31 protein-coding genes are annotated in these 22,237 nt (G+C 40.1%); 3 read left to right on the forward strand and 28 right to left on the reverse strand.

The window, feature by feature from the left end:
* Positions 1-53 precede the first annotated feature (53 nt).
* From DET59_RS10600 to DET59_RS21640, 18 genes are all read right to left on the reverse strand, one after another.
* Positions 54-425 carry a VOC family protein gene (locus DET59_RS10600; protein ID WP_113969641.1) on the reverse strand — a complete coding sequence of 124 codons (372 nt, stop codon included), beginning with the start codon at positions 423-425 and terminating at the stop codon, positions 54-56.
* A 136-nt stretch (positions 426-561) separates the two neighbouring features.
* Positions 562-762, reverse strand: coding sequence for a hypothetical protein (locus DET59_RS10605; RefSeq protein ID WP_113969642.1), 201 nt, complete (start codon positions 760-762; stop codon positions 562-564).
* Positions 763-898: 136 nt separating this feature from the next.
* Entirely contained in the window at positions 899-1,786 is an 888-nt protein-coding gene (locus DET59_RS10610; RefSeq protein WP_113969643.1) for a hypothetical protein, read from the reverse strand.
* Positions 1,787-1,805: 19 nt separating this feature from the next.
* Positions 1,806-2,459: a DUF3108 domain-containing protein gene (locus tag DET59_RS10615; RefSeq protein ID WP_113969644.1), complete on the reverse strand. Its 654-nt coding sequence runs from the start codon at positions 2,457-2,459 to the stop codon at positions 1,806-1,808.
* A 417-nt stretch (positions 2,460-2,876) separates the two neighbouring features.
* Positions 2,877-3,365, reverse strand: coding sequence for an AAA family ATPase (locus DET59_RS10625; RefSeq protein WP_113969646.1), 489 nt, complete (start codon positions 3,363-3,365; stop codon positions 2,877-2,879).
* A gap of 121 nt (positions 3,366-3,486) precedes the next feature.
* Entirely contained in the window at positions 3,487-4,008 is a 522-nt protein-coding gene (locus tag DET59_RS10630) for a cysteine hydrolase family protein (protein WP_181778117.1), read from the reverse strand.
* A 173-nt stretch (positions 4,009-4,181) separates the two neighbouring features.
* Positions 4,182-4,604 (reverse strand): NUDIX hydrolase, encoded by a 423-nt coding sequence (locus DET59_RS10635; RefSeq protein ID WP_113969648.1) that lies wholly within the window; start codon positions 4,602-4,604, stop codon positions 4,182-4,184.
* A gap of 317 nt (positions 4,605-4,921) precedes the next feature.
* Positions 4,922-5,266, reverse strand: a complete 345-nt coding sequence (locus tag DET59_RS10640; RefSeq protein ID WP_113969649.1) for a DUF1048 domain-containing protein — start codon at positions 5,264-5,266, stop codon at positions 4,922-4,924.
* A 1-nt stretch (position 5,267) separates the two neighbouring features.
* Positions 5,268-5,606, reverse strand: coding sequence for a PadR family transcriptional regulator (locus DET59_RS10645; RefSeq protein WP_113969650.1), 339 nt, complete (start codon positions 5,604-5,606; stop codon positions 5,268-5,270).
* A 271-nt stretch (positions 5,607-5,877) separates the two neighbouring features.
* On the reverse strand, positions 5,878-6,600 hold the full coding sequence (locus DET59_RS10650; protein ID WP_113969651.1) for a class I SAM-dependent methyltransferase: 723 nt from the start codon (positions 6,598-6,600) through the stop codon (positions 5,878-5,880).
* A gap of 106 nt (positions 6,601-6,706) precedes the next feature.
* Positions 6,707-6,991 (reverse strand): hypothetical protein, encoded by a 285-nt coding sequence (locus tag DET59_RS10655; protein ID WP_113969652.1) that lies wholly within the window; start codon positions 6,989-6,991, stop codon positions 6,707-6,709.
* Positions 6,992-7,184: 193 nt separating this feature from the next.
* Positions 7,185-7,607, reverse strand: a complete 423-nt coding sequence (locus DET59_RS10660) for a hypothetical protein (RefSeq protein ID WP_113969653.1) — start codon at positions 7,605-7,607, stop codon at positions 7,185-7,187.
* A gap of 205 nt (positions 7,608-7,812) precedes the next feature.
* Positions 7,813-8,097, reverse strand: coding sequence for a hypothetical protein (locus tag DET59_RS10665; RefSeq protein WP_113969654.1), 285 nt, complete (start codon positions 8,095-8,097; stop codon positions 7,813-7,815).
* A gap of 240 nt (positions 8,098-8,337) precedes the next feature.
* A complete protein-coding gene (locus tag DET59_RS10670) occupies positions 8,338-8,934 on the reverse strand; it encodes a class I SAM-dependent methyltransferase (protein ID WP_113969655.1) in 597 nt (198 codons plus the stop codon).
* Between the two features lie 126 nt (positions 8,935-9,060).
* Positions 9,061-9,531 carry a GNAT family N-acetyltransferase gene (locus DET59_RS10675; protein WP_258549640.1) on the reverse strand — a complete coding sequence of 157 codons (471 nt, stop codon included), beginning with the start codon at positions 9,529-9,531 and terminating at the stop codon, positions 9,061-9,063.
* 309 nt (positions 9,532-9,840) lie between these two features.
* The gene (locus DET59_RS10680; RefSeq protein ID WP_113969657.1) at positions 9,841-10,980 is read right to left on the reverse strand and encodes a phosphodiester glycosidase family protein; all 1,140 of its coding nucleotides are present in this window, start codon (positions 10,978-10,980) and stop codon (positions 9,841-9,843) included.
* Between the two features lie 21 nt (positions 10,981-11,001).
* Positions 11,002-11,328: an SPOR domain-containing protein gene (locus DET59_RS10685; RefSeq protein WP_113969658.1), complete on the reverse strand. Its 327-nt coding sequence runs from the start codon at positions 11,326-11,328 to the stop codon at positions 11,002-11,004.
* Positions 11,267-11,407 (reverse strand): hypothetical protein, encoded by a 141-nt coding sequence (locus tag DET59_RS21640; RefSeq protein WP_181778118.1) that lies wholly within the window; start codon positions 11,405-11,407, stop codon positions 11,267-11,269. Before DET59_RS21640 ends, DET59_RS10685 begins: the two co-directional genes overlap by 62 nt.
* A 360-nt stretch (positions 11,408-11,767) precedes the next feature.
* On the opposite strand from DET59_RS21640, the gene DET59_RS10695 reads away from it, so the two are divergent.
* Positions 11,768-12,136 carry a hypothetical protein gene (locus tag DET59_RS10695; RefSeq protein WP_113969660.1) on the forward strand — a complete coding sequence of 123 codons (369 nt, stop codon included), beginning with the start codon at positions 11,768-11,770 and terminating at the stop codon, positions 12,134-12,136.
* A gap of 312 nt (positions 12,137-12,448) precedes the next feature.
* Here DET59_RS10695 and DET59_RS10700 read toward each other — a convergent pair whose 3' ends face one another.
* The 9 genes from DET59_RS10700 to bla all read right to left on the reverse strand — a co-directional run bounded on the left by DET59_RS10700 (position 12,449) and on the right by bla (position 18,598).
* A complete protein-coding gene (locus tag DET59_RS10700) occupies positions 12,449-12,964 on the reverse strand; it encodes a DUF2785 domain-containing protein (protein WP_181778119.1) in 516 nt (171 codons plus the stop codon).
* 11 nt (positions 12,965-12,975) lie between these two features.
* Complete coding sequence (locus DET59_RS10705; protein ID WP_113969662.1) at positions 12,976-13,302, reverse strand: hypothetical protein; 327 nt, start codon at positions 13,300-13,302, stop codon at positions 12,976-12,978.
* A gap of 54 nt (positions 13,303-13,356) precedes the next feature.
* Positions 13,357-13,893, reverse strand: a complete 537-nt coding sequence (locus tag DET59_RS10710; RefSeq protein WP_113969663.1) for a GNAT family N-acetyltransferase — start codon at positions 13,891-13,893, stop codon at positions 13,357-13,359.
* 235 nt (positions 13,894-14,128) lie between these two features.
* A complete protein-coding gene (locus DET59_RS10715; RefSeq protein WP_113969664.1) occupies positions 14,129-14,524 on the reverse strand; it encodes a VOC family protein in 396 nt (131 codons plus the stop codon).
* 27 nt (positions 14,525-14,551) lie between these two features.
* Complete coding sequence (locus DET59_RS10720; RefSeq protein WP_113969665.1) at positions 14,552-15,031, reverse strand: GNAT family N-acetyltransferase; 480 nt, start codon at positions 15,029-15,031, stop codon at positions 14,552-14,554.
* 170 nt (positions 15,032-15,201) lie between these two features.
* On the reverse strand, positions 15,202-15,663 hold the full coding sequence (locus tag DET59_RS10725; protein ID WP_113969666.1) for a nucleoside 2-deoxyribosyltransferase: 462 nt from the start codon (positions 15,661-15,663) through the stop codon (positions 15,202-15,204).
* Between the two features lie 162 nt (positions 15,664-15,825).
* On the reverse strand, positions 15,826-16,581 hold the full coding sequence (locus DET59_RS22065; protein WP_258549641.1) for a bifunctional metallophosphatase/5'-nucleotidase: 756 nt from the start codon (positions 16,579-16,581) through the stop codon (positions 15,826-15,828).
* Positions 16,582-16,677: 96 nt separating this feature from the next.
* Positions 16,678-17,406 (reverse strand): metallophosphoesterase, encoded by a 729-nt coding sequence (locus DET59_RS22070; protein ID WP_258549642.1) that lies wholly within the window; start codon positions 17,404-17,406, stop codon positions 16,678-16,680.
* 301 nt (positions 17,407-17,707) lie between these two features.
* Positions 17,708-18,598, reverse strand: coding sequence for a class A beta-lactamase (gene bla / locus DET59_RS10735; RefSeq protein WP_397540934.1), 891 nt, complete (start codon positions 18,596-18,598; stop codon positions 17,708-17,710).
* 111 nt (positions 18,599-18,709) lie between these two features.
* Between bla and DET59_RS10740 the strand changes: the two genes are divergently transcribed.
* Positions 18,710-19,552: a sialate O-acetylesterase gene (locus DET59_RS10740; protein WP_113969667.1), complete on the forward strand. Its 843-nt coding sequence runs from the start codon at positions 18,710-18,712 to the stop codon at positions 19,550-19,552.
* A complete protein-coding gene (locus DET59_RS10745; RefSeq protein WP_113969668.1) occupies positions 19,549-20,088 on the forward strand; it encodes a PadR family transcriptional regulator in 540 nt (179 codons plus the stop codon). Before DET59_RS10740 ends, DET59_RS10745 begins: the two co-directional genes overlap by 4 nt.
* A gap of 571 nt (positions 20,089-20,659) precedes the next feature.
* Here DET59_RS10745 and DET59_RS10750 read toward each other — a convergent pair.
* On the reverse strand, positions 20,660-22,231 hold the full coding sequence (locus DET59_RS10750) for a SagB family peptide dehydrogenase (RefSeq protein WP_113969669.1): 1,572 nt from the start codon (positions 22,229-22,231) through the stop codon (positions 20,660-20,662).
* Between the last annotated feature and the right edge of the window lie 6 nt (positions 22,232-22,237).

Raw genomic sequence — 22,237 nt, forward strand, 5'->3', positions numbered from 1 at the left:
TCAAAAAAAGCCGATTTCCGCTACGTTCGGAAATCGACTTGCTGTATTCCATATTACCAGTGGGCTTGCAGCATATTGCCATCTAGATCATAAAAGTGGAAAAAGGCATGACCGTTATCTTCTTTAATATCATCGACCTTAACCTGATGATCCAGTAAGTGTTGATGAAATTTAGCCAGCTCCGGACTTGTAAAGCCAATGCTGAATTCTTGTTCTTGGTTAATGGTAAAATGGGCAAAAGTTACGTCTTCTGTTGGGATTAGGATCAGTAAGAAAGGTCCTTCATTTACTTTTATCACCGCAAGTTCCTCCGTTAAGTTTACTAACTGAAGACCTAATACATCTCTGTACCAATGTGCAGACCGTTCTAAATTCTTTACTGGAATTCTAATATAATGCACTTGTTCAATGAATGAATTACTCATATCCTTCTCTCCTTTTTACTGGTATATCAAGTAGTTCGCTTTCTATATACCTTCCTCTTCAAATTCCTAATTAAATTCTACAATACTAAGATTTACTGTGAATGCACTTCATTTCTCTCTACTACTAATGTCTTTGTCAACTGTTATCAGTTCTATCACTATCTTCTTCCAGACCTTTCACTTTACCGTCTAAAATATCGTCTACAGGAGTGTAATGATTATTAGGGAGTTTCTTTCTTCTAATAGCTTTAATAATAATAAACGCTGGTATGGCAATATAAACAACAAAAGCAAGTCCACTAGATAGTACCTCTTGTACGCTATTTATAATTTCCAACTGTTTACCCTTACCTCCCTTATAGAAAAAAATAATTTTATACTATTAGAAAGTGAACTGCTGGAAAAAGAATCACCCGGGAGCACCTGGTTATACAGCTGATGCTCCATTAATCGATAATCTCATATGAAATATTTCAGAATGCCTTCCGAAAACTCTTCATACTTAAACGACCCCAATCTCCTTTTAGATCATCAAGATGCACTATACTCCAAGCGTTAAAAAAGGTTTGTCCGCGTTTGTTAAAGAAGAAGTGGTCGTCTATGCAGTAAGATGCGTGTTGGATGATCCCGTCTGAATCTTCCCACGTCACCACATCGCCCGCCCTCAAATCTTGAGAGGTGACATGATATTCTTCAAGTTCTAAACGTTGAAGAAACGTTTGAGGATGGACCCATTCATGTATGATCCATTCTTGTTGAGTGATGGCGAACAGAGTGGCTGATAAACAATTACTACCTGCTCTGGAGGGAAAGGTGTTGGCAAACTTAATTAAGTGTGGAGGTGTTTTGATCGGATAATCGTAGCAAATCCAATCCTCCCATTGTTGTGCAATATCTTTCATTATTTCTTCCTTACTGTGATAAGAGAGTTCATCCCACATCGCTTTATGGAGGACTAGATACTCCTCATCCTTCACTTTTATCATATTTCCACTGAGGGATGATGTGCCTACAGTGTAGTCAGAGATTGGATGAATCAACCCCCTGCCCGCTTCTATTTGAATGCGAAAAAGGTCGATTTTCTTCTCAACAGGAAGATGATTCACCCAGCCTGGAGGTGTCACCAGTACATAGGCCACGTCCTTTGATAGATTCCAATACTCATAACTGTTCACAAGTTGTATCTGTTTATAAGATGAATGGTTCATAAACTCTTCGTGAGGAATGACCAAGACATTGCTTACATATTCTTTAAAACTAGCAAGTTTAGTCTCTGGGAGGAAAAAGAGATCTTTATCCGGTACATACGTTTGTATCCATTCTTTTATAGTGTTTGGTGTTGGCTGGATCTTTCTTTTCAATTTCATTCACCTCTGTCGTTTATCCTCTACGAAATTCCAAGACAAGTCCATCTCCAATCTGAGAAGACTGTTTCAGCAGCTCCTTGCTGGCAGAATCAATCCAATAATATTGAAGGGTCTCTCCAAAATACGTTTTCACCTTCCAAGCTTCAACAAAATCTTCTACCCCTCTTTTGACACGCTCTAATTCTACTACTTGAATATGAATATCGACTTTTGACTCAAGTGTTGCATTGAAACCATCCAATTGCAGAGAGTAACCCGCCTTTAAAGGAAGCACCCGCAATATAAGCTCGACAGAAAATGTGTCAAAGTAGTTTCCGATTAATTCGAATGTTTTTTCTGTATCTTTATTCGTGATATGTACTCCTTCATCACCATATTCGGCTTTGACATGTTGACTACCATTTAAGTAATCAGTAAATGAAACGGGTCTAAACGTTGCCTTTTCAATGATTGTAATGCCTTTTCTGTTGCCTAAAATGTCTGAATTCAATTTTTGGACTCTCTCAATAGCTTCTCGGCCATTGATACGAACAAACTTTACCTTTTCAGTAGTAGAACCAACCTTTGTTTCTCTTCCGTTCTCAATAAGATAAATGTCTTTTTCATCTTCAGTCTCAGTTAATGAAGCTCCACTTATTCTGACTGATTGTGATTGACTACCTGCCATTTCCCCACCCCTTTTTTATCTGATTTCCTCCGCCAGTTCTAGAATAATTTCCTCCTAGTTTCGTGAAACTTTCAATAGCTTGTATTGAATTGTTAGAAATTTGTTTGTATTCACTATGTATGAATGCATTTTTAGCAAACCTGCCTCGATAAATGCAGAAAGGCTTTAACCGGAGATGCTGATCTGCACCGATGACCAACAGTATCATATTAGGGGTTTCTACTAAACTCAGTTATTAATTCCTCTGTGGCCAGTATTGTGGCAAATTCATCATTCAAAGTAGCCATCAACTATAATTAATGCTTGTCTCCCTCACACTATAAGATCACCCTCAAGTATGATGTCTTCACAATACCAATTATTTCAAATTCACTCATAAAACTCAATGATTAACCCCCATTTACACGATTAATACAACTATATGCTTTGACGGACGATCGCATCGACTACTTGCTCAATTGGTGCAGTTGCGTCAATGATCCTTCCGTTTCTCGGAATGTCTTCTTTCGTTTCGTGCAAACGAAAGATGAGCTCCCGTTCCGATTTCTTCTCGCCAAATTCATTATCAGGTCGCGCGTCCAGGCGGCGGTTTAATGTTTCCATATCGACTTCTAGAACAAATACACCGTCAAATAAACCGATGAATTTCGAGAAGTTACGAGAGCCACCGCAGAAAAAAGTTAACGGCTCCTCCTCACTATCGATCAACGCTTTTACTTTATCTACATCCCATATATGGTTCTCATGGGAGGCGGTGTCGGTCTGTTCACCAGTTTCCGGATCGCCCTGATAGGCTAGTTCCCGGTCACCATGAATAGCTTGATAGCCGCGACGCTGCAATTCATTACAGACAGTGGTTTTGCCAGTGCAGGATACACCTTCAATCAGATAATTCTTAACGCCCATTCCTAAAGCCTCCTTTTCATTAGAAACTAATAAGTAAGCTTTCAAAATTTGGCATCTCGTTGAAAGCTTAATGTTATCATTAACCCAATACTCCCAATAGTGTAAGTACTTAGATTCACAATCAATCAAACGTAATTTCTTTACTCGGGTAAACATCTGCAAACCAACGTAATACTCCATTATGATGGTTTATAATTTGTTGGGCAGTAATGTCCTGTGAATCCCAGGTGCTGTGTGCATCTGAAGCTAAAGTGACCTTATATTCCATACTAAAGGCTCTTCTACAGGTTGTATCAACACACGCTTCTGTTTGAATTCCTGCAATGACTAAATGTTCAATCCCTAGTTTTTTCAGTTCATCATCTAATGAAGTATGAAAAAATGAATCCGGAGTCGTTTTTTGAATGATGACATCTTCTGTGTTTGGAGTAATGGCAGGATGAATCTCCCATCCCTTTGTGCCATATTCCAAGGGTTTACCAGCAGGCGCATTATGTTGTATATAAAGAATGGGTGTCTCGGTAGAGCGTGCTTTTTCGATTAAATCTTTTAAAGTTTCTATTAATCTTTCTCCTTTCGACACAACATGCCCTTCTTGAAACATCCCATTTTGGACATCTATCACCAGTAGTGCATTCTTCATGATTCTCCCCCCACTTGAGATAACCTCTTTCCATTAAGGTTTTTCCTTGTATTTCATTAATGAGACTTAACCCGGCTTACAAACGAACGTAATTCCTGAGTACTAATTGAAATGATTATGACTTCTGTAAAGCAATCATATCCTTATTTGAATAAGAGTTCCTTAATATCTTATTAATTAAAAATAAACTTCATATAGTCTGCGTGACCTCTTATTAGTTCAGTTTCTTCGTCAGTTGATACCCAAAAAAATTGAAAGGTAAGTTCTTTTTCTTCACCTCCACCTGTAGGGTTATGCTCCCATTCATCAGCAATTTCATTACAAACTATTTTATAAAAATACCTATTATGTATAGCACCATCATCATTTTTCCAGTAGTCTTCTGAAATCAATTTTTCCACTTCCATCCCTTGAATTCCAGTTTCCTCTTTGATTTCTCTAATTACTGCCTTATACGTGTCTTCATTCTCTTTTACTGTACCTTTAGGTATTTGAATACCAGCCTCAGGAATACCCTTGTGCCGAAATACCAATACTTGTGTCTTTTCATCTAGTACTCTAGTGACGTATCCATAAACTTTTTTTATTGGTAGCATACATACACTCTCCAATGTTAATTTCATTCTCTATAGAGTATGATACCGTTCACCGTAACGCCTTTAAAGGTAAAATTAGCGAATTTCAAAATTTCTCATAATATTTTTTTGGAATTTTCCTCTAGGCAAAAAAGGATCTGGAAGCTTGCTTTCAGATCCTTTCCATTTCCCCCCCCTATAAAAGGCGCTAGTTTCTCCAGTACTCAGTCAGACTGATATTCTGTAATACTTACTACCGGGATAAAAAAATAACCGAATAGTGAAGGTGTAAATACCACATTTTCAAGCAGCTATTCAGTCGGTATGATCTATTGAATTTACTTTTCTCCACGGCCAATCGCATCGTTCAACTTAGCGCGATGCTTGTCATTCCATGTTTCCGAGTCCTTTACCAGTTCATCACAGAAAGCAGCTACGTCCTCACCCGTGAGGTCAGTGACTTTCTTGCCTTCCGCTGCACCTTCTTCGAACAGGTCGAGAATACCATTAAAGATACGGCTTGTGTCCTTCCAGTCGGTGATACCCCCAGCGGTCCACATATATTTTTGGATCGCTTTGTAAGCATGGAGGTACTCACTTGGAAGTGTCTTCGCGCGAGCCTCCATTGCTCTCCATTCCCGCTTGTCGGCCAAACTTCCGGTGATTTTTTCAATAAATTTCATTTTACCCTCTCCTTTTGATTTCTTTCGTTTTGAGTTCGTTCATTTTGCTTGAGACGAAATCCCATTTTCCCCAGAAGATTTCGAGTTTCTCATGACCTGCTTCGTTAAGTGTGTAGAATTTTCTCGGCGGCCCCACGGTAGATCGCTTTTTTTCGATGTTCACCAGATTGTTTTTCTCAAGGCGCATGGTGATCGTATACACTGTGCCTTCAACCACATCCGTGAAGCCAAGCTCTCTCAGCTGTTGCGTGATTTCATAGCCATACGTTTCACCGCGGCTGATGATTTCTAGCACACAACCCTCAAGTACCCCTTTTAGCATTTCAGTGAAATTTTCCAACTATACACCCCCTCAATTGTATTTTCCTATATTCTCAGTACTTTGTTTCAGAGGAATTTCGGTATTGTACTTAGTATTACTTACTACTGGTATATAGTATGACAAAGTAGCTTGAATTGTCAAGAAAATTTTTAAAAGCTGAAGACGGACTACCCGATCTTCAGCTTTTATTTCGTTGATTTATATTAAAGACTAGTTTAGAAAGAAAAGGTATCTCCCAGTTGATAAATTTTCCTATATTTTTTTTGAAATTAAGATTATATTCCAGTCCCTAGATTTCCAGAAGCTTTCTTGACATAGCCTTTACTATAAGAAAGTGAGGGCTGGTCATGAGATAGCGATAAGACTTTTCTTTCACTTCTTTCATCCTTTCTTGCGGTTGGGGTTCAATCAGCTCATCGAGATTGAAAAATTGAGTGGTTTCATTAATAATACTCTGCATGGGCCTTCTGTAAAAACTTACGTCAATCGTAATATTCGGTTTGTTCCAGGTTTCTGTTAAGAATTGGGTCTTAAAATAATCTTCGCATTGGTGTCTTGTATAGTCCATAAATGGGTGATGAACCGAAAATAAAAAGGTTCCACCTGCTTTTAGAATGCGATGGAATTCTTGAAATGTATGAGTCCAATCCTTTAGATAATGAAGCGTAAGTGAGCTTACAATCACATCAAAGGAATCATCCTCAAACGGAAGGGACTCTTGAAGATCATGACAAAGAAGTGTCGCTTCGTCCCCTAATCGATGCCGCGCTGCTTTTACCATTTCGGAACTACTATCTATACCAGTGACCTCAGCCCCCTGAAGCAATAATTGAGAAGAATACCATCCCGCCGCACAACCGGCATCAAGCACCCTTTTCCCTTTTAATCGGGAGGGCAAAGCCTTCATCATGGCTGGTCGTTCATAATAAGCGTTATAAGGACTTTTCTCATCAACGTCGTTTTGATATGTATTGGCTAACTTATTATAAATGTCTTTAGTAGAATTTCTCATTTCATTCCTTCTTTCATGACAAGGGAGTGGTTGCTTTTAACAATCACCGCCTGGTTAATTATCTTACTTATTTTCGATATCACTTTCAGTGGTTCCCAAAAAGTAATTATCTCTTACCTTTTCGTTCTAAAAGAATAGGTGCTATATTTAGTAAGATTGAAGCAATTGTCAAAAACCATAGTGCCCTTGCCATACCAGGCACTACATCCGATAAAGCCGCCCAATCTTCCACCTTTACCCACCGAGATACATAACTGTAATCTGCACAAAGTGTTAATGCTGTAAATGATAACCCTAACGCCATAGCGAGCTTATAGTCCTTTCCTGCTGTATACATATAAAGATTTATAACAGTTGCTACTATTGCAATAACCCCTAATATTACCCACATAACTCTTCCTCCATATATTTTTATTTATAACATTCAATAATACTCATGTGCTTCATTTCAATTTTCGCATTACTTTTTTATCAGACATTAATTCAGGTACCACATGTTAGTTGAATAAGAAAATATACTACCTGATTGAGGAGGACAATTGGTTTCAAATAGCTCCATCGCCCCATATGGGCAACAATGAAGTTCACTCAACAACCGTAAACTCGATATAAGGCATCTTTTCGTTAGCTTCTTCCATGGCATCATATAGTTCTAATACTACTTTCTCATACTCGTTTTTGGGGTCATTGTTCTTTATATAATCTACGGTATTATCGTTACCTATATAAATTGCACGGTATTTATGCGCTTCTGAATCTATGACATCGACAATGCCAGAAGAAAAGTGGTCGTTTAACCCTGAAAAACCATCTGCAACAGATAACCTAGCTGCTTCTTCCCCTGCCTTTTCAATTTTAATTTCGGTGTATCGCAAGGTTTTATTTGTCATCTCTTTTCTAGTTAAAACAGTACTTTTTGGAGGGGAATCAAAATCGTTGACCTCAAGCTTTTCATAAATAATAGAATCTCCATTATTAAAACAACCAGCTAGAAGAAAAGCTGCCATTATAATATATAAACAATATTTAATAAGAACGCCTCCTTAACGCTTGGCACCAAAGCATATTCAACAACTTAAATGACAGTTTCGTGGATTGTATATAGGACTACAACCAATATCCTACTCAAAAAGTAGAACAAAAAAGCTGAAGAACCGTGCGTTGAACTTCAACCCTTGTCATTCTTTAGAAAAGCTTCAGATTGTTCAAATTTCAGTTAGAAACATTTGTAGTGCTTTTCTTTTTTTTAGTTTTTAAAATAGTGACTGCTAACATAACTAGACTATTGAAGAGTAACAAAAGTGCTAAATATGCTGATCCAAATGCTTGACCTTGATCGTGAAGATAGCTTGCATAAGTAAGACCAATAATATGAAACAATACGGGGCTCAAAAGCATGATTAAGCAGAGAATCCAATTGGACTTTCCTTTGCTTTTGTTTCTTACAAAAACAAACCATCCACCTGCAAAAATTAATATCGCTAATAGAATTAGCATCTATTTAACCACCTCTGGAAACATTATATTCACCAAATTTACATTTTCCTTAATTGTTTCAAATATATGTAAAATACACAATCACTTATTTGATTAACTGTCCCTTTATCGAAATATACATCCACAGTTACAGGCTTCCCTTCCTTTGTTACTTCGCCAACGACTAACTAAAAAAAACGAGCCTAAAATCTTTATGATTTCAAACTCGATGTTTATGGTGAATCTACTGTTTCCCATAAATCACTTTATACTACTGGATATAAACATGGAGGCATCCTGATTCATGAAAATACTTTCTCCATGATGGAATGTCTTGATTACCGTTGACTTAAATCCCGCTTCGGATAGCCTTTCTTTCAGTTCTTCATGGACAAAACCGTTATGAACCTTCGGGTGGCTGATATGATCGTTTTTATCAAAATCAACAATTATGAGCTTGCCACCATCATTCAGAATGTGAAACAACTCATTTAAAATCTTTTCAGTATCGCGAATATGAAGAAGGACGAGTGACATTAACACGATATCCGCCTTAAGATCTGGAGTTCCCTGAGTAAAATCTGAATAAAGAGCTTCCGAGTTGGTGGTACCTTTTTGAGAAATCTTTGCTTTCGCAACCTCTACCATTTGTTCTGATGAATCCACCAACAAAATGGATTCCACTAAATCCGTTAATTGAAGACTAATCAGACCAGTCCCACTCCCGTAGTCGATTAAAGATTTTGATTTACTATTTTGTAGTTCTTGTTTTACTTCCTTAACAATTACTTTAGCTAATTCTATTCGATCTTCTGTATCGTATCTTTTCGCCATCTCTTCAAAGACGTTATTTTCCATATTTCACTCTCCTATCCATAGCATTGAAGCTGCGTGGTAAACATAATATCAAATCATGTAGATGTGATCTTCCTTAGCGAAACCTTTCGCATAGACCCAAGTCGACGCGATGGAACAAGGAGAGCTTTATAACTCTATTTCCATCCGCCTCATTTTTGTCTTTAAGTTCATTGATTCATAGAACTTAATAGCATTTTCGTTAAACTCCCACACGCCTAGTTCTAATGAGTCTGCTTCTATATTCTTTGCGTACTCTACTATTTTTTCAAAGAATACTCTCCCCAACCCTTTTCCTCTGTACTTATAATCGACACCAAAATCGTCCATATAGACCACTTTCTTTGGAATGAGAATGGGCCTTTCCTCTGTATGTTTGATCGTAAGGATTGTATAAGCGATTGGTGGGCCTTCTTCGAGTAAGAATACCTTTGTATTTTCTCCCTCTATCAAGTGGTTAAAATATTCTTTGTCTAACGTAGTATCAGCCATCTTATAATGGTCTGGTCTTTCCTTTGTATGCATTTCGTGCACTTGTCTTTGGATTCCCTGAACCACTTCATAATCACTCTTTGTGGCTTCTCTAATATGTATATCCAATATACTTTCCCCCTGATGTTTGCTGTTTTAATTTTTTTGAATTAATCTTTTTTCACTTAATACCAATTATTTCAAAATCCAGCATTTTACTCAAGAAGATTTTTCACAAAATAGAGGTATCCACTACTCCTCCCTCTCTACAATAAAACGTTAATATGCTGAGGGTCAGACACCGAAATCCTTATCTATTTTAATAACTTGGTAACTATTCTAACAACCACACACTAAAAAAAGAGCTACATAAAAAGCCAATTTACTGATAAACGCAGTAAATTGGCTTTTCGGTTGGTCTTTATTAACTCCTATAAATTACTTAAAAATGAGGATACTATCGGACACGGGGCGCTCACCAGCGTCGTCTGACGGTTGATTTACAAGTTGGTCATTAACGATCATCGCTGATGAACCTCCACCATCAAGGTTCATTCCTTTAACCGCCCCAAGCGATTGAAGGATTCGAGCACTTTCATAGAAGCTGACACCAATACTCTGTTTCGGGTTACGACCCTCTACAGTAATGAATAATATATTTCCGTTTTCTTTAATGCCCGCAAAGGATCTTGGATGACGATATTGTGCAAAATGATAATAGAAGTCATTGCTCCATGCAAATCCCTCTTCTTTTGCCTGAATTTCTATCTTTCCATCGTCAAGTAGTTGAGGTGCTCCATTGATGATATCTAAACTAGATTGAGTTTTTATCTGCTTTCCATCAGCTGTTACTGTTCTCGTGATCGACAACTTCTCTCCTGCTGAGACATTATTTTCTAGCCAGTCTGCCTGTTCTCCTGTGGCTGAAAGCACACTGCCGTTTGCAGGAATACTGTGCCCTCGTTCGGAGTATGTGTCAACAATTTCCCCATTTTCCTCCAGTACGACCTCAAAGCCGTCTCCTTTAGGAGTAACATCACCGAAATAGGAGTTATATTCGATGATTTCTTCTTCATCAGTACACGTCACATCATGCTTGGGTTCATTGGTTTCCTTGTCCGCGACCCCACCGCAGCTACGGATCAATCCAGGTTTCCGGTTGATACCATCAATGACCGAGCTTTCGCCACTTTCAGTTTCGACTTGTAATGAAGTTGAGGTATTTGTTATCTCTGCGTTGTTACCAGAAAGAAGGAGGCTTGTACGATCTCCAATCGCTTCGCTTACCAATTGTCCATTTACTATTGAGACCCCCGCCGGATCACCTGGAATTCCGTCAGCTGAACCTACGACAAAGTAGCCTCCATTTATTCCAGCTAATGCTTGAGTCCGATTTACCATAGAAGATACGGTTTCGCGGCCTGTGACTTTATTCTTTGCCAGTGAATTCGTCAGTTCACCCTGAAATTCATCAGGATCAATCTCAAGAACATCTATTTGCCATGGACCCGTTGATTTCGTTGTTCCATCATATTCCGAAAAAGTGGCTCTTGCTTTCTCAAATCCTTGGGCTTTCAATTGATCAGCTAATTCATCTGCTTATTTCTCTTCTTTGAAATCCCCTGTACGAACCACATATCCAATTTTTTTCTCTTTTACATCTGTGAATGTCGAATGTTTATTCTCTACTTTATGAAGCTTTGCTTGGTATCCCTTTTCCTTCATTTCTTGAATAAGGGTATCGGCTTTTTCCTTTGTATCAAAAAAAGCGACATCCACCGTATAATAGGCTTTATCTGAATAATAACCTCTAGTAATGTCCGTGTATGTGACTCCTTTGGCTAATTGTTTTGTAATCCGTGATTCAGGTAAATTTGTTCTTCCCGATTGATAGATTCTCTTGAGGATTTGCAGCCTTGGCATCATGATCCTGCACTCCAATTGAAAGAACAGTAGAAAGTGATAACGCAGATACAATAGCCGTTTTCATTAATGAACGATACATGTCTTAAAACCTCCAAACATAGTTTGTTGCAACACCATACTAGCGGGAAATTAATAATAGAACGTTACACTAGTATAAATATTTGATGAACTTCCTTCAGATTTTATTAACTTTATATCAAGGCAAAGCAAAGATCAGGATCAATTCCTATATAACAAAATGAAACCATTGTAATAAAACCAAAAAAACCGAGCCGCATCCATCACCTTCACACAGGCGGCAACAAAGTCACGAGCAAATTTTCCTTTGTTATTATCTTGTGCATACACTTCTGCAATGGCGCGGAGGACGAAGTTGGAACCGAATACGAGGTGCCGGCAATGTATTTTTGTACACACAGAGAATCGAGGTGATTGGTTCATGGAAAATATATCAGCTGAAGAAAAACAGCAATCGATTGAAGCCTTTCTATCGATCATTCGTAAATCGGAAAATGCCCTTGCTCATATGAAACCTGGTGCTCCTCAGACAAAGTTGCTTGAGAAGCGATTGAAAGCCGCTCGGATTGGCGCAGATGTGCTGGATGCACGTTGGGAAGGCAAAGGCAAAGGTTTAGATGTCAGCAAAAAAGACTTGAAAGAGGCAAAAGAGGTTCTGGAGGGCTTGCTGTTGACGCTTCCTTCCTTTCTTGAGAAGCTGAAGTCCGGAAGTGGGCAGCGTACCTACATCGAGAGAAGGATAAAGGCATTTCAGATCGCCGTTTCCTATCTGAATGACTCTGTCAACTAAAATAGCTGACCGGGGGCAGTTGGATAGTGAGGAAACTGTCCCCGGTCTATATTCTTATATGAATAAGTATTATATAAAACTACCTGTCTTAATTATTACTCCAGCATTACCTTAAGTCTTATAGAATTTGAGTTTCTTAGATCATATACATATTCAGACTTTTTCACAAAGCTTACTTTATTTATGAATAAATACAAGTGTCAGTTAACTTGCTACCATCTGAGGATACGTTAATCCTTCTTAGATCAACGCCCCCTAATACGGAACAAGAAATACGCTTAATCTCATATCACTCAAAGTGAAGAGATTTCTTCAATAGATTTTGGGTAGGCACTGTTCAATACTTTTCTGAAGTGATAGTAGTTTAGAATTACTATTTATTTTTATGTAAAAACTTTTTAAGAATGTTTTAATATTAAACACTAAGAACCAATACTCTTCATTCTCAAGCTGCTCTTTTTGAGACTTTAATTCAATAGGTAAGTATTGTACTAGTTCTTCTATTTTTTGAATGTCCAGTCCTCTTTCCAACATTTCAAGAATAGGGTTAATTATCCTTTCATCTTCATCGTGGACATAGACACTGTTAGATACCAGAACCTTCCCCCACAATGTCTTTAGTATTTCCGGATGAAATTCCGTGTCTAATTTTGGGTTTTTTACCAGTTCATCAAAAGTGTCAGCTACGTGAGCAATACTATGTGCCCACCCTTTACCAGCGACATATCCTCTTAAATCTCTCTCAAGGTTGATGTATTTAATTAACTTCTCTTTAATCCTATAAACTGTGCTTGGTGATAAAAAGTTTGCTTGATTATCTCTGTACAAGATCAATGCTATTAAAGGGTAGCAAACGCTCTTGTGAAGACTGTATCCGTTTCTTCTTCACCGATTCCTTTAAAAATCAGTTCACTTAAACAAGCATCTAATAGTTCTTTTAACAGTTCAGGTTCTAGTTGATTATTCTCAATTATCAATCTATAAAAAGAGGTATAAATCAACTGATCGCGGAGTTCACCATCTGTTGAACCAATATGCTCTAGCATAGACTTTATTATCAATAACCTATCCACCTCTTGCCAGTTACTTTCTCCATATTTAATCTTTGTTAATATACTTTTTAACGCACTTTCACCCATAGAAACTTTTCCTAATGATAAACTCATAAATATCCCCTTTCACGATGTAATATTAGTTATTCAAACTAACGCCACATTAGGTTATTGTACAAATTTGTACATAAGAACATCATCAATATATTTCCCATGACTTAACTTGTATTCTTTCATTAAACGACCTTCTTCCAAAAAGCCCATCTGCTTGTACAGCGAAATGGCTCTTTGATTTGTTGAAAGGACCCCTAAACTTACCTTTTCAATTAATGGGTTCTCTTCTGCCCAATCTAATAATGCCTTTAAAAGCGCCTTCCCTATTCCCATGTCTCTGTAATTTTTACTTATCGACATTGAAACAGAGCCAGTATGTGATAATCTCTTCGTCGTTTGTGAACGAAATTCTATCGATCCGACAACTACACCATTTACTTCCGCTACGATAAGCGTTTCTTTGTCGTTATCCAATCTACGTTGTATTCGTTCTTTCTCCTCCTGCACAGGCTTTTTTTCTAGCTCCTCTGCTACTACGATGAAATATTCACCTTCAGAAATAACAGACCTCTCAATTTCCAAAAGTATCTCCGCATCGTCTACTCTTACATTTCGAATCTTGTATTCTGCATTATCTTTAGACACTGGCATTTACGTCCTCCTAAGTGATCATCACTAATGGAATAAATACGACTTCCGATTATAATATCCTTCTTCAATGATCTGGTCCTATTGTGGATTAAAGATAAGAATCTCTTATCCTAGATAACTGCCCTTTAACGGCTTTCAAGGTGAACAATCCAATTCCCTTTTTTAGAGTTTCAAAAAGGACGCTCCCATAACAAACGCGCCCTTTGTTATTTAAGATCACCCAAATATTGAATAATTAAGGTGCAACAAATTCAACTTTTATTCTATCCGGGTCTTCAAAGTAAACGGCATAATAATCGTCTCCCCCCGCAAATGGATGCTGGTTTGTGTAAAGAACGTTTATTCCCTTATCTTTTAATTTCAAAGTCAAATGATCGACGTGTTCTCGTGAATCTGCGTGAAAGGCTAAATGATTTAAACCCACTCTACATCTATGATATGGAATGTCAAGAAACCGTTCTTCTGTTTGTACAAAAACAATATATGTATCTTCCATTTTCCAACTTTGCCCACTTTCCCATTCTTGGAAAAGATCATATCCTAATTCTCCAAGAAACCAGCTCCAAAAATCAATTGACCTATTTAAATTAGATACATAAATTTCAATATGATGGAGTAATCCTTTTCGCACAATGCCTCCCCCTTTATTTTTCCATTCCTAATGATTTTGGGTGTAAAAGAAGAATGTAGTCACACCATCTTCATTCTTCTTTTCTGTATATAAATATTTCCCGATGGTTTTCCTCCAAGATGAATAAGCAGATTTGTTTTCCTTTATAACAGACACTTCCCACCTGCCACTGAATTTCTCAAATAGACTGATAGCAGCTTTTCTACCTACATCCCTTTGGCGGTATTTCTTCATAATAAAAAATTCAGCCATTGAGTGATAGTGGTCAGTGTCCTCATCCTTGATACTTCTGATCAAAGCAAATCCCGCCAATTTATCCTCTACTTTAATAAAGAATGGAAATCTGTCCGGCTCACTCCAGTAATGATCCACATACTTATAGTCATAGAGACCGAATTCATTCACATCATCATGTGTAAATTCGCTGAAATCATAAAGGTACAATTCAATTAGATGTCTTAAAGCCGCCTTGTTCTCATAAGCTACTTGTTCCACTATCATATTCATAGATTGATCACATCCCCACCAGAATCAGTTCCGTATTTATTAAGTTCATATTAACATATTTTGTCACTATTCCTTTCTTAAGCTCACAATTTAAAAAATATGGAGTATATTTTTTTCAAAGAAAAACATCGCTCCTATCCATGTTGAAAGAAGCGATGTGAATGGAGTGATTATATAACCGGCCCCTCATACGGAACTCTCGGCATCCGGTGAAAATCGTACGTCGCCAGTTCTTCTACTTTTGTAAAGTAGGCGTGTAAGCTTTCAGCCAACATTAAATTCATGTTCCCATTTTTTTCATTAATCAATAGGATGGGCTTCCGCATCGAGTATGCGTACCCGATTTCAAATGACGTTCCGCTGTCCACGTACTTGCCTTCGTAATCGCGGATGCCCACCAGCACATCGGAACGCCTCAAGTGTCTCAAGTCATTGCGAAACACCTTCCGCCTCCATTCTTTTGATCCAAATTCAAGATGTTCGAATTGATGAAATCGTGCGGAGAAGATTTCCGACACATATGGATTCCGCATAAGGGACTGCTCGAGCCTTTGTACCCGGTCGACTTGTTCCTCGCTGAAGAAGGGACTTGCGATAAATACTCTGACGTTTCTGATGATCGTGCTCTCCATCGGAACTCCCCCTAAAAGGTACTAATAGTGTATTTTATTAGTGTCCTTCCGGATTCATGTATAAGAGTTTGGGTGTAGGCAATACCAGAGGGACAGGATTCTCCAATGAAAATATAAACAGTAGAGTGGGAACTGAACTGTCCCTACTCTACTGTTTTTCATTTACTGTACTTTGATGCGATTCGTCTCAGGCGGTGCTACGCTTCCGCCTGATTCAATGATATAGGTAATGAATGAGTCCAATGTCGGCGGCCCTTCCACAGAATCATGGCCTTTTTTAAAAGCAGTGAACCCGTCTCCGCCGGTTGTAAGATAATTGGTGAGGGCCACAGTATATGCCTGATCCGGCTGAATGGCGTTTCCATCTCTGTCGGTCATCGCTACGACTTTTTGTCCACGTGGTGCATCTTTATCGTAGGTGTAGTGGAGCCCCGATGTCTGCATGATCGTTTGAAAATTACCCGTCCACTGCTGTTCCAGTGCTTCTTTGATTTCGGCACCGGTCAATGTTAGTTTGACGAGGTTGGTGCCGAACGGGAGCATGGTGTACAGTTCTCCCCAAGTAAGTTCGCCTTCATCCAGATTCGCCCGGATTCCACCCGGATTCATGAATGCGATGTCCGTGTTCATGTTCTCCCGGTGTGAATCTGCGATAAGATTTCCAATCGGCCGCTCCCCACTGGCGGTTTTATCCTTTGTGATGGGGGCTACGGCCTGACCTATTTTCTGGTCCAGCATCATCTGTTTGTCTGCCGAGTAAGAATCCACCATCTTTTTAATTTTTTTGTCGGGCAGGGTTCCATCGTGATAGGTGGAGATGATGGCTGCCTGCTTTTTGACAATTTCCTTCGTCTCCCGGTCGATCAGGAGGTCTACGTCTGAAAAGGCTGTTCCATATGAGTACGATTGTATAATCATTTTCCCGTCAACGGACGTATTGGCAAAGCCGTGACTGTGTCCGCCGAAGATGATGTCTACTTCATCATCGATGCGGGGGGCAAAGTCAGCGAGGTCTTAAGCAGGATTTGTTCCGTCTTCGCTTGAAGAAGCGGAAACATGCCCGAGAACGACAATGGACCGAACTCCTTTTGCCTTCAATTCCTTTACGCTTTGATTGATTGCCGTGACTTCATCTGTGAATTCAATGCCTTCAATCCCGCTTGGCAGGACGATATCTTTCGTTTCTGTCGTAACAACTCCGATTAACCCGATGGGCACCCCATCGACTTCTTTGATCAAATAGGGTGGTAAAATGGTTTTCCCTGTCTTTTTATTGATGACATTGGCAGCTGTGTATGGAAAAGCCGCCCCTTCAAAGGTACCCGTTTTCTCATGTTTGCCGCCATCAAGGAGCCTGAACATCTCCTCCGTTCCTTCATCGAACTCATGATTCCCTAAAGTCCCGATGTCGAATCCGACCTCGTTCATCCATTCGACGGCAGGTTCATCCTGCATAAGAGATGACACAGGCGAGCTTGCACCAACCATGTCACCTGAATGGACCAACAGGGTATTTTCGTTTTCCTGCCGGTGCTTTTTTAAATAGGCCGCCAAGTATTCAGCACCGCCTACCTGCTTTCCATTCCTCGTTCGAACCGTTTCCAGCTGGCCATGAAAGTCATTGACTCCCAGAAGCTGCACAGAAATATACTCTCCAGGGTCAGTGGAAGATGACGCAAATGATGATCCGATGAAGAAAACCCCAGCTGCCATTACTGCCAACATCCTTTTACTTAAAGACATGGAAAACCTCCCTGTGCTTTTGTCATCTTCAAGGTAGCACAGTAGTTTTGATCCATTTTTAATAGAAAGTTATGGTTTTGTAAAGACGTGAAAGATATCTTTATTTTTCTTACAAACCTCTAATTGACCATCAACTAAAACAAATATTTTATGAAAAACAAGAAGAATCCATTTTAAAAAAGTTGATCAAAATGGATTCTTCTCTAGTATATTTAAGTTTTGGATTTATAAAAAAGGTTAATTATTTTCAACCCTTCACCTTAAACCATAGTGTCTTTTTCTTGAAGAACATTTCAGAAAATCACTTGAAAGCAGTCAGTGTGACCTTGGCTGCCCTTGCTATAAGTTCATTATCATAGGCAGCATCCTCAGTATCACGGCTGGATAGGATCGCAATGATGATGGGATCTCTATTCGGCGGCCAAACGATAGCAATATCGTTTCGCGTTCCGTAGCCTCCAGCCCCCGTTTTATCACCTACTTCCCAACCTTTAGGTACAGCTGCACGGATCAGTTCGTCTCCAGTAGTATTCCCCCGCATCCAATCTGTCAGGAGTGTACGCTTATCATGCGGGAGCACGCCGTCGACCGTCAAGGCCTTCAGGTTGGTGGCAAGTGCCCTTGCTGTACTGGTATCACGGATGTCTCCTGGGATGGCACTGTTCAAATCAGTCTCATAGCGATCAGCCTCGGTGACATGATCACCGATTTTCCTCAGTACATTTTCGAAGCCGTCAGGTCCGCCGAGTTCCTGCAATAAAAGGTTCCCTGCGGTATTATCACTGTACCGGATAGCCGCATCGCTAATTTCCCTGAGGGTCATCCCGGTATCCACGTATTGCTCTGTAATGGGCGAATACGTGACGAGGTCATCTCTTGTATAGGTGATGACCTCGTCAAGTTCGTCCATCGAGTTTTGCTGCACCACCAACCCTGCAGCCAAAGCCTTAAAGGTGGAAGAATAGGCAAACCGTTCATCAGGTCGATAAGCTACCGTCCGATTTGTACCGGTGTCAATCGCATAAACTCCGAGGCGGGCATCAAACTTTTTCTCGAGTTGCATGAACTTATGTCCAGTCCCATGAATTGTTGCTTTTTCTTTTGCCTCGGTCTGCTTTGATCCGTTTCCAAAGAGGCTTAAACTGATAAGACTTAGAACCAATAGTCCAACACACGTCCAGATTTTTAACATTCTGACACTTTTCAACATCACCAGTCCTCTCACTTTTTATTGACAATAGTCTAATTAGACTCTATACTAGCTTAGTCTAATTAGACTATTGTGTAAAGGAATGATAATGAAATGATCAAATCTTTTTTAATGCTAGGACAATCGAATATGGCAGGTCGTGGATTCTTGCATGAGGTAGCCCCGATCTATAATGAAAAAATTAAGATGCTTCGCAACGGTCAGTGGCAAATGATGACAGAGCCTATTAATTATGACCGTCCTGTTTCCGGTGTAAGTCTGGCAGCATCCTTTGCAGACCTGTGTACGAAAGCCAACCCTGATGATGAAATCGGGTTGATTCCTTGTGCGGAAGGTGGCAGTTCCTTGAATGATTGGCACCCGCAAGGTACTCTTTTTCTACATGCTTTGTCTGAAGCACGATTTGCTCTTGAAACGAGTGAAATTTGTGGCATCCTTTGGCATCAAGGTGAGAGTGATAGCCATCTATCTCTACATGAGACGTATTATGAAAAGTTATCTCTTATCATTGAAACGTTACGTGAAGAATTAAACCTTCAAGACGCCCCATTAATTATTGGTGAGCTTGGTCATTTCTTAGGGAAAGAAGGTTTCGGAAAGTATTCATCAGAGTTTCAGGAAATCAACGCAGAATTGCATCGATTTGCTCATGAGCAGGAAAATTGTTATTTTGTATCGGCAGAAGGTCTAACTGCCAATCCGGATGGTATTCATTTGGACGCCGTTTCCCAACGCAAATTCGGGTTTCGCTACTTCGAGGCATTTTCGAAAAAGTGTCATATCTCAGGGCCTCTTTCGGATGAAGACCAATCCCTAACGGTCAACCATACCTATTCGAAAAAGGAACAAATCTATATTCACAGTTTGAATTTAGCTCTGGGCAAAATCACATACGCTGAATTTGAAGCACAGATGGCGAAGGTGATGCAGCCTTGATTCCCTTACTCATCCTTGGCTTACTTATTCAAAACCCCGGCGCTCATGGATACGAACTATTAAGTTTAATGGAAAAACGACATTATAAATATATCGTTAACTTTACCAAAGGATCATTTTATTACAATTTACAGCAACTCCAAGAAAAAGGGTTGATTGAAGAAACACATCAAGAACGGCCAAACAAAGGTCGTGACATTCACACCTTTAAAGTAACGTCTTTAGGAATAGAAGAATTTGATAAATTAATGGCCAAATACGGAACCAAATCGGAGTATGTAAACTTACAAGTTTATGGGGCATTACTCTTTGCGGATGTATACGATAAACATAAATTAGTAGAGTTAATCCAATCCCAAATTGATCAAACTGAAGCCAGAATTGCTCTTCTCGATGAGTACTTAGCTACCATTGAGGAATCACCTGGTCAAATTGATTATTTTGGCCGTATGAATGAAAATTCCCGTTCTCACCATTTAGTGAACTTAAAATGGTTTAAGGAATTGAAGGCAGATATAGAGAGTGCGACTGATTAAATAAAAACGAAAAAACGTCCTATTTTTTTGCCCAAGGGACGTTTTTTATGTTTCTCCTATAGATTCACCATATTCCCGTCTAAACTCGCTTCTTAGATAATGAGCATCAACCAGTATCATGCCAGCTTGAAGATAATCGTGCAGGATTTCGGTGAATCATGCGGCTTTCGTCATAATCGTGCGAGAAATGCGATCATCATGCCGACATGTCGAATCTTCTTTATCTATGAGAAAAAAACGCCGTGGGGACAGGTAAGAACCGTTTCGCAAAAAATAAGCGGAGAATTTCCGCTTACATTCAGAATGAAAGGTGTTTTTGGGGTAATTAAGCGGAGTTTTTCCGCTTAAGCAAAGAATACTCGTCCGTTATTGTATTTTTTGAGTCAATAGGCGGAATTTCTCCTTCTATTTCAGCCTTTTTAACCTAACAATGACGAATTAAGCGGAATTCTTCCGTCTATCTGGCAGCTCTGGTTAGTAAGCGACATGGGAAAAAGGAAAAGCCACGGGGACAGGCACCTCGACTCCAATGCAAAGAACCAATGGACCTGTCCCCGCAGCTCCCTCATCCTCAACTCAACAAACTCCCCCTCAACCAAGCCTTCTCCCTGAACGGTCCGATCGGAATCTGAATCAAGGTCGTCAGATTCTCAGAATCCAATCTATAAACCCCATCCGTCACCGCTGTATCAAACCCAAGCAGCGGGTGTCCACCAAACCCACAGGCCGCCGAAGACAAGAGCAGACGCTGGACAAGCATTCCCGCTTCCATTTGCATGATCCGGTAACCTCTGTATCCAAGGGTATCTTGGAAGTAATCCTTTTTCCCAATAATATGAAGGCACAGCGGCACCTGAAGCAAATTGACGTTATCCAGCGACAGCCCCGATTGCAGGTGGAGACGATAATCACCGGTACCGATCTCCCATAGTGAATGGCGGCCGCTGTCATATGCGTATGCGCCATTTGGGATGCCTTCTACGTTATACAAACAGCCATATATGGAAACACGGGGTGCTTCACCATCAAAAACGTTGTCTAGGTCACTGCGAAACGAGTATGAATGAGTCGCCCTTTTCAATAAGGCAGCCAGCTGCTCCTGGCTGACCTTCCCCATGACAAAATCCATTTCCGGAGAATGGCGCTTTTTGCAGGCATCAACAAAATCATAAGTACCAGACTCAATTTCCGGAAGATGGATTTCTTTTTCTCCCGTTCTCATAACCGGTTGTTTCGTCACCTTTTGAAAACCACCGGTACAATCGAGTTTAGAAGCTTCATTCACCTCCAGTAACCTAGGAAACTCCCAAACCTTTTCAGACTTTTCATAATGTCTTAGAGAAATAGCTGGCAGCTCCCGGCATAACTCTTCAGCGGTAACAGCCCGCTCCATCCCCCTCCCACCCCAATTCGTTGCAGCAACGGAAAGCGGGACGACGGAATAGACGCTTTCCTCATCCTCTGTCAGTCCAAGCAAATGGTTGATGGCGGAATCGAGAAATTGAACATACACCCCTGACTCGAATCCAAACCGTTTGGCCGTTTCCAGCAGCTGCCCCATCAGAACGCCGGCATCCAGTCCCTGCAGGCGATAGGATAAGTTATTGTATTTAAAAAAGTTTTTCCAAAACCTTGTAGAGACGAAGGCCGTGGCAAAACACGTCGAGATCTCGCAGCGATTGCCGAGTGCCCGTTCCACATACGAATCGATATCCCCTTCCCGGAGCAGAACGAGGCGGTGGTGGGCAGCATCATAATGATAGATTCCATCGGGCAAATCCTCGAGCTTTAAATAGAGATATAATTCATTCGGATACAGCGCCCCTCCGGATGGAGCAAACCGCCGATACGAGTGGATGGGGTAAGCCGCCTCTTCCTGATACTCATCAGGATGCACCGACTGACTTACCCCGATGATGCCGTAGACGTACCAGAGAAAATGACCGATCCTTTCTACATCGGGTTGTAATGGCGGCTGTCCCTCGGGGAGTGACAGTGGTACTTCTGTAGACAATGGGACCACCCGCAACCCCCGGTAAAGCTTATAGGGAAGAGGCGCATCCTCCCAGTCCACTTCCCAGTTTGGCTGATTGGCCCGATTGATATTAAATTGCAGATTGTGCAGAAATTCTTCCAGACTCATCCTCCT

It is taken from the genome of Rossellomorea aquimaris (genome assembly GCF_003315075.1).
GTDB classification, from domain to species: Bacteria; Bacillota; Bacilli; order Bacillales; family Bacillaceae_B; genus Rossellomorea; species Rossellomorea aquimaris_C.

Excerpts from the sequence above, each read along its gene's own strand:
- DET59_RS10600 (WP_113969641.1), bottom strand. The coding sequence starts at position 425 with ATGAGTAATTCATTCATTGAACAAGTGCATTATATTAGAATTCCAGTA.
- DET59_RS10615 (WP_113969644.1), bottom strand. The coding sequence starts at position 2,459 with ATGGCAGGTAGTCAATCACAATCAGTCAGAATAAGTGGAGCTTCATTA.
- DET59_RS10625 (WP_113969646.1), bottom strand. The coding sequence starts at position 3,365 with ATGGGCGTTAAGAATTATCTGATTGAAGGTGTATCCTGCACTGGCAAA.
- DET59_RS10630 (WP_181778117.1), bottom strand. The coding sequence starts at position 4,008 with ATGAAGAATGCACTACTGGTGATAGATGTCCAAAATGGGATGTTTCAA.
- DET59_RS10635 (WP_113969648.1), bottom strand. The coding sequence starts at position 4,604 with ATGCTACCAATAAAAAAAGTTTATGGATACGTCACTAGAGTACTAGAT.
- DET59_RS10640 (WP_113969649.1), bottom strand. The coding sequence starts at position 5,266 with ATGAAATTTATTGAAAAAATCACCGGAAGTTTGGCCGACAAGCGGGAA.
- DET59_RS10650 (WP_113969651.1), bottom strand. The coding sequence starts at position 6,600 with ATGAGAAATTCTACTAAAGACATTTATAATAAGTTAGCCAATACATAT.
- DET59_RS10655 (WP_113969652.1), bottom strand. The coding sequence starts at position 6,991 with ATGTGGGTAATATTAGGGGTTATTGCAATAGTAGCAACTGTTATAAAT.
- DET59_RS10660 (WP_113969653.1), bottom strand. The coding sequence starts at position 7,607 with ATGGCAGCTTTTCTTCTAGCTGGTTGTTTTAATAATGGAGATTCTATT.
- DET59_RS10665 (WP_113969654.1), bottom strand. The coding sequence starts at position 8,097 with ATGCTAATTCTATTAGCGATATTAATTTTTGCAGGTGGATGGTTTGTT.
- DET59_RS10670 (WP_113969655.1), bottom strand. The coding sequence starts at position 8,934 with ATGGAAAATAACGTCTTTGAAGAGATGGCGAAAAGATACGATACAGAA.
- DET59_RS10685 (WP_113969658.1), bottom strand. The coding sequence starts at position 11,328 with ATGATGCCAAGGCTGCAAATCCTCAAGAGAATCTATCAATCGGGAAGA.
- DET59_RS21640 (WP_181778118.1), bottom strand. The coding sequence starts at position 11,407 with ATGTATCGTTCATTAATGAAAACGGCTATTGTATCTGCGTTATCACTT.
- DET59_RS10695 (WP_113969660.1), top strand. The coding sequence starts at position 11,768 with ATGGAAAATATATCAGCTGAAGAAAAACAGCAATCGATTGAAGCCTTT.
- DET59_RS10705 (WP_113969662.1), bottom strand. The coding sequence starts at position 13,302 with ATGAGTTTATCATTAGGAAAAGTTTCTATGGGTGAAAGTGCGTTAAAA.
- DET59_RS10710 (WP_113969663.1), bottom strand. The coding sequence starts at position 13,893 with ATGCCAGTGTCTAAAGATAATGCAGAATACAAGATTCGAAATGTAAGA.
- DET59_RS10720 (WP_113969665.1), bottom strand. The coding sequence starts at position 15,031 with ATGAATATGATAGTGGAACAAGTAGCTTATGAGAACAAGGCGGCTTTA.
- DET59_RS10725 (WP_113969666.1), bottom strand. The coding sequence starts at position 15,663 with ATGGAGAGCACGATCATCAGAAACGTCAGAGTATTTATCGCAAGTCCC.
- DET59_RS22065 (WP_258549641.1), bottom strand. The coding sequence starts at position 16,581 with ATGATTATACAATCGTACTCATATGGAACAGCCTTTTCAGACGTAGAC.
- DET59_RS22070 (WP_258549642.1), bottom strand. The coding sequence starts at position 17,406 with ATGTCTTTAAGTAAAAGGATGTTGGCAGTAATGGCAGCTGGGGTTTTC.
- bla (WP_397540934.1), bottom strand. The coding sequence starts at position 18,598 with ATGTTAAAAATCTGGACGTGTGTTGGACTATTGGTTCTAAGTCTTATC.
- DET59_RS10740 (WP_113969667.1), top strand. The coding sequence starts at position 18,710 with ATGATCAAATCTTTTTTAATGCTAGGACAATCGAATATGGCAGGTCGT.
- DET59_RS10750 (WP_113969669.1), bottom strand. The coding sequence starts at position 22,231 with ATGAGTCTGGAAGAATTTCTGCACAATCTGCAATTTAATATCAATCGG.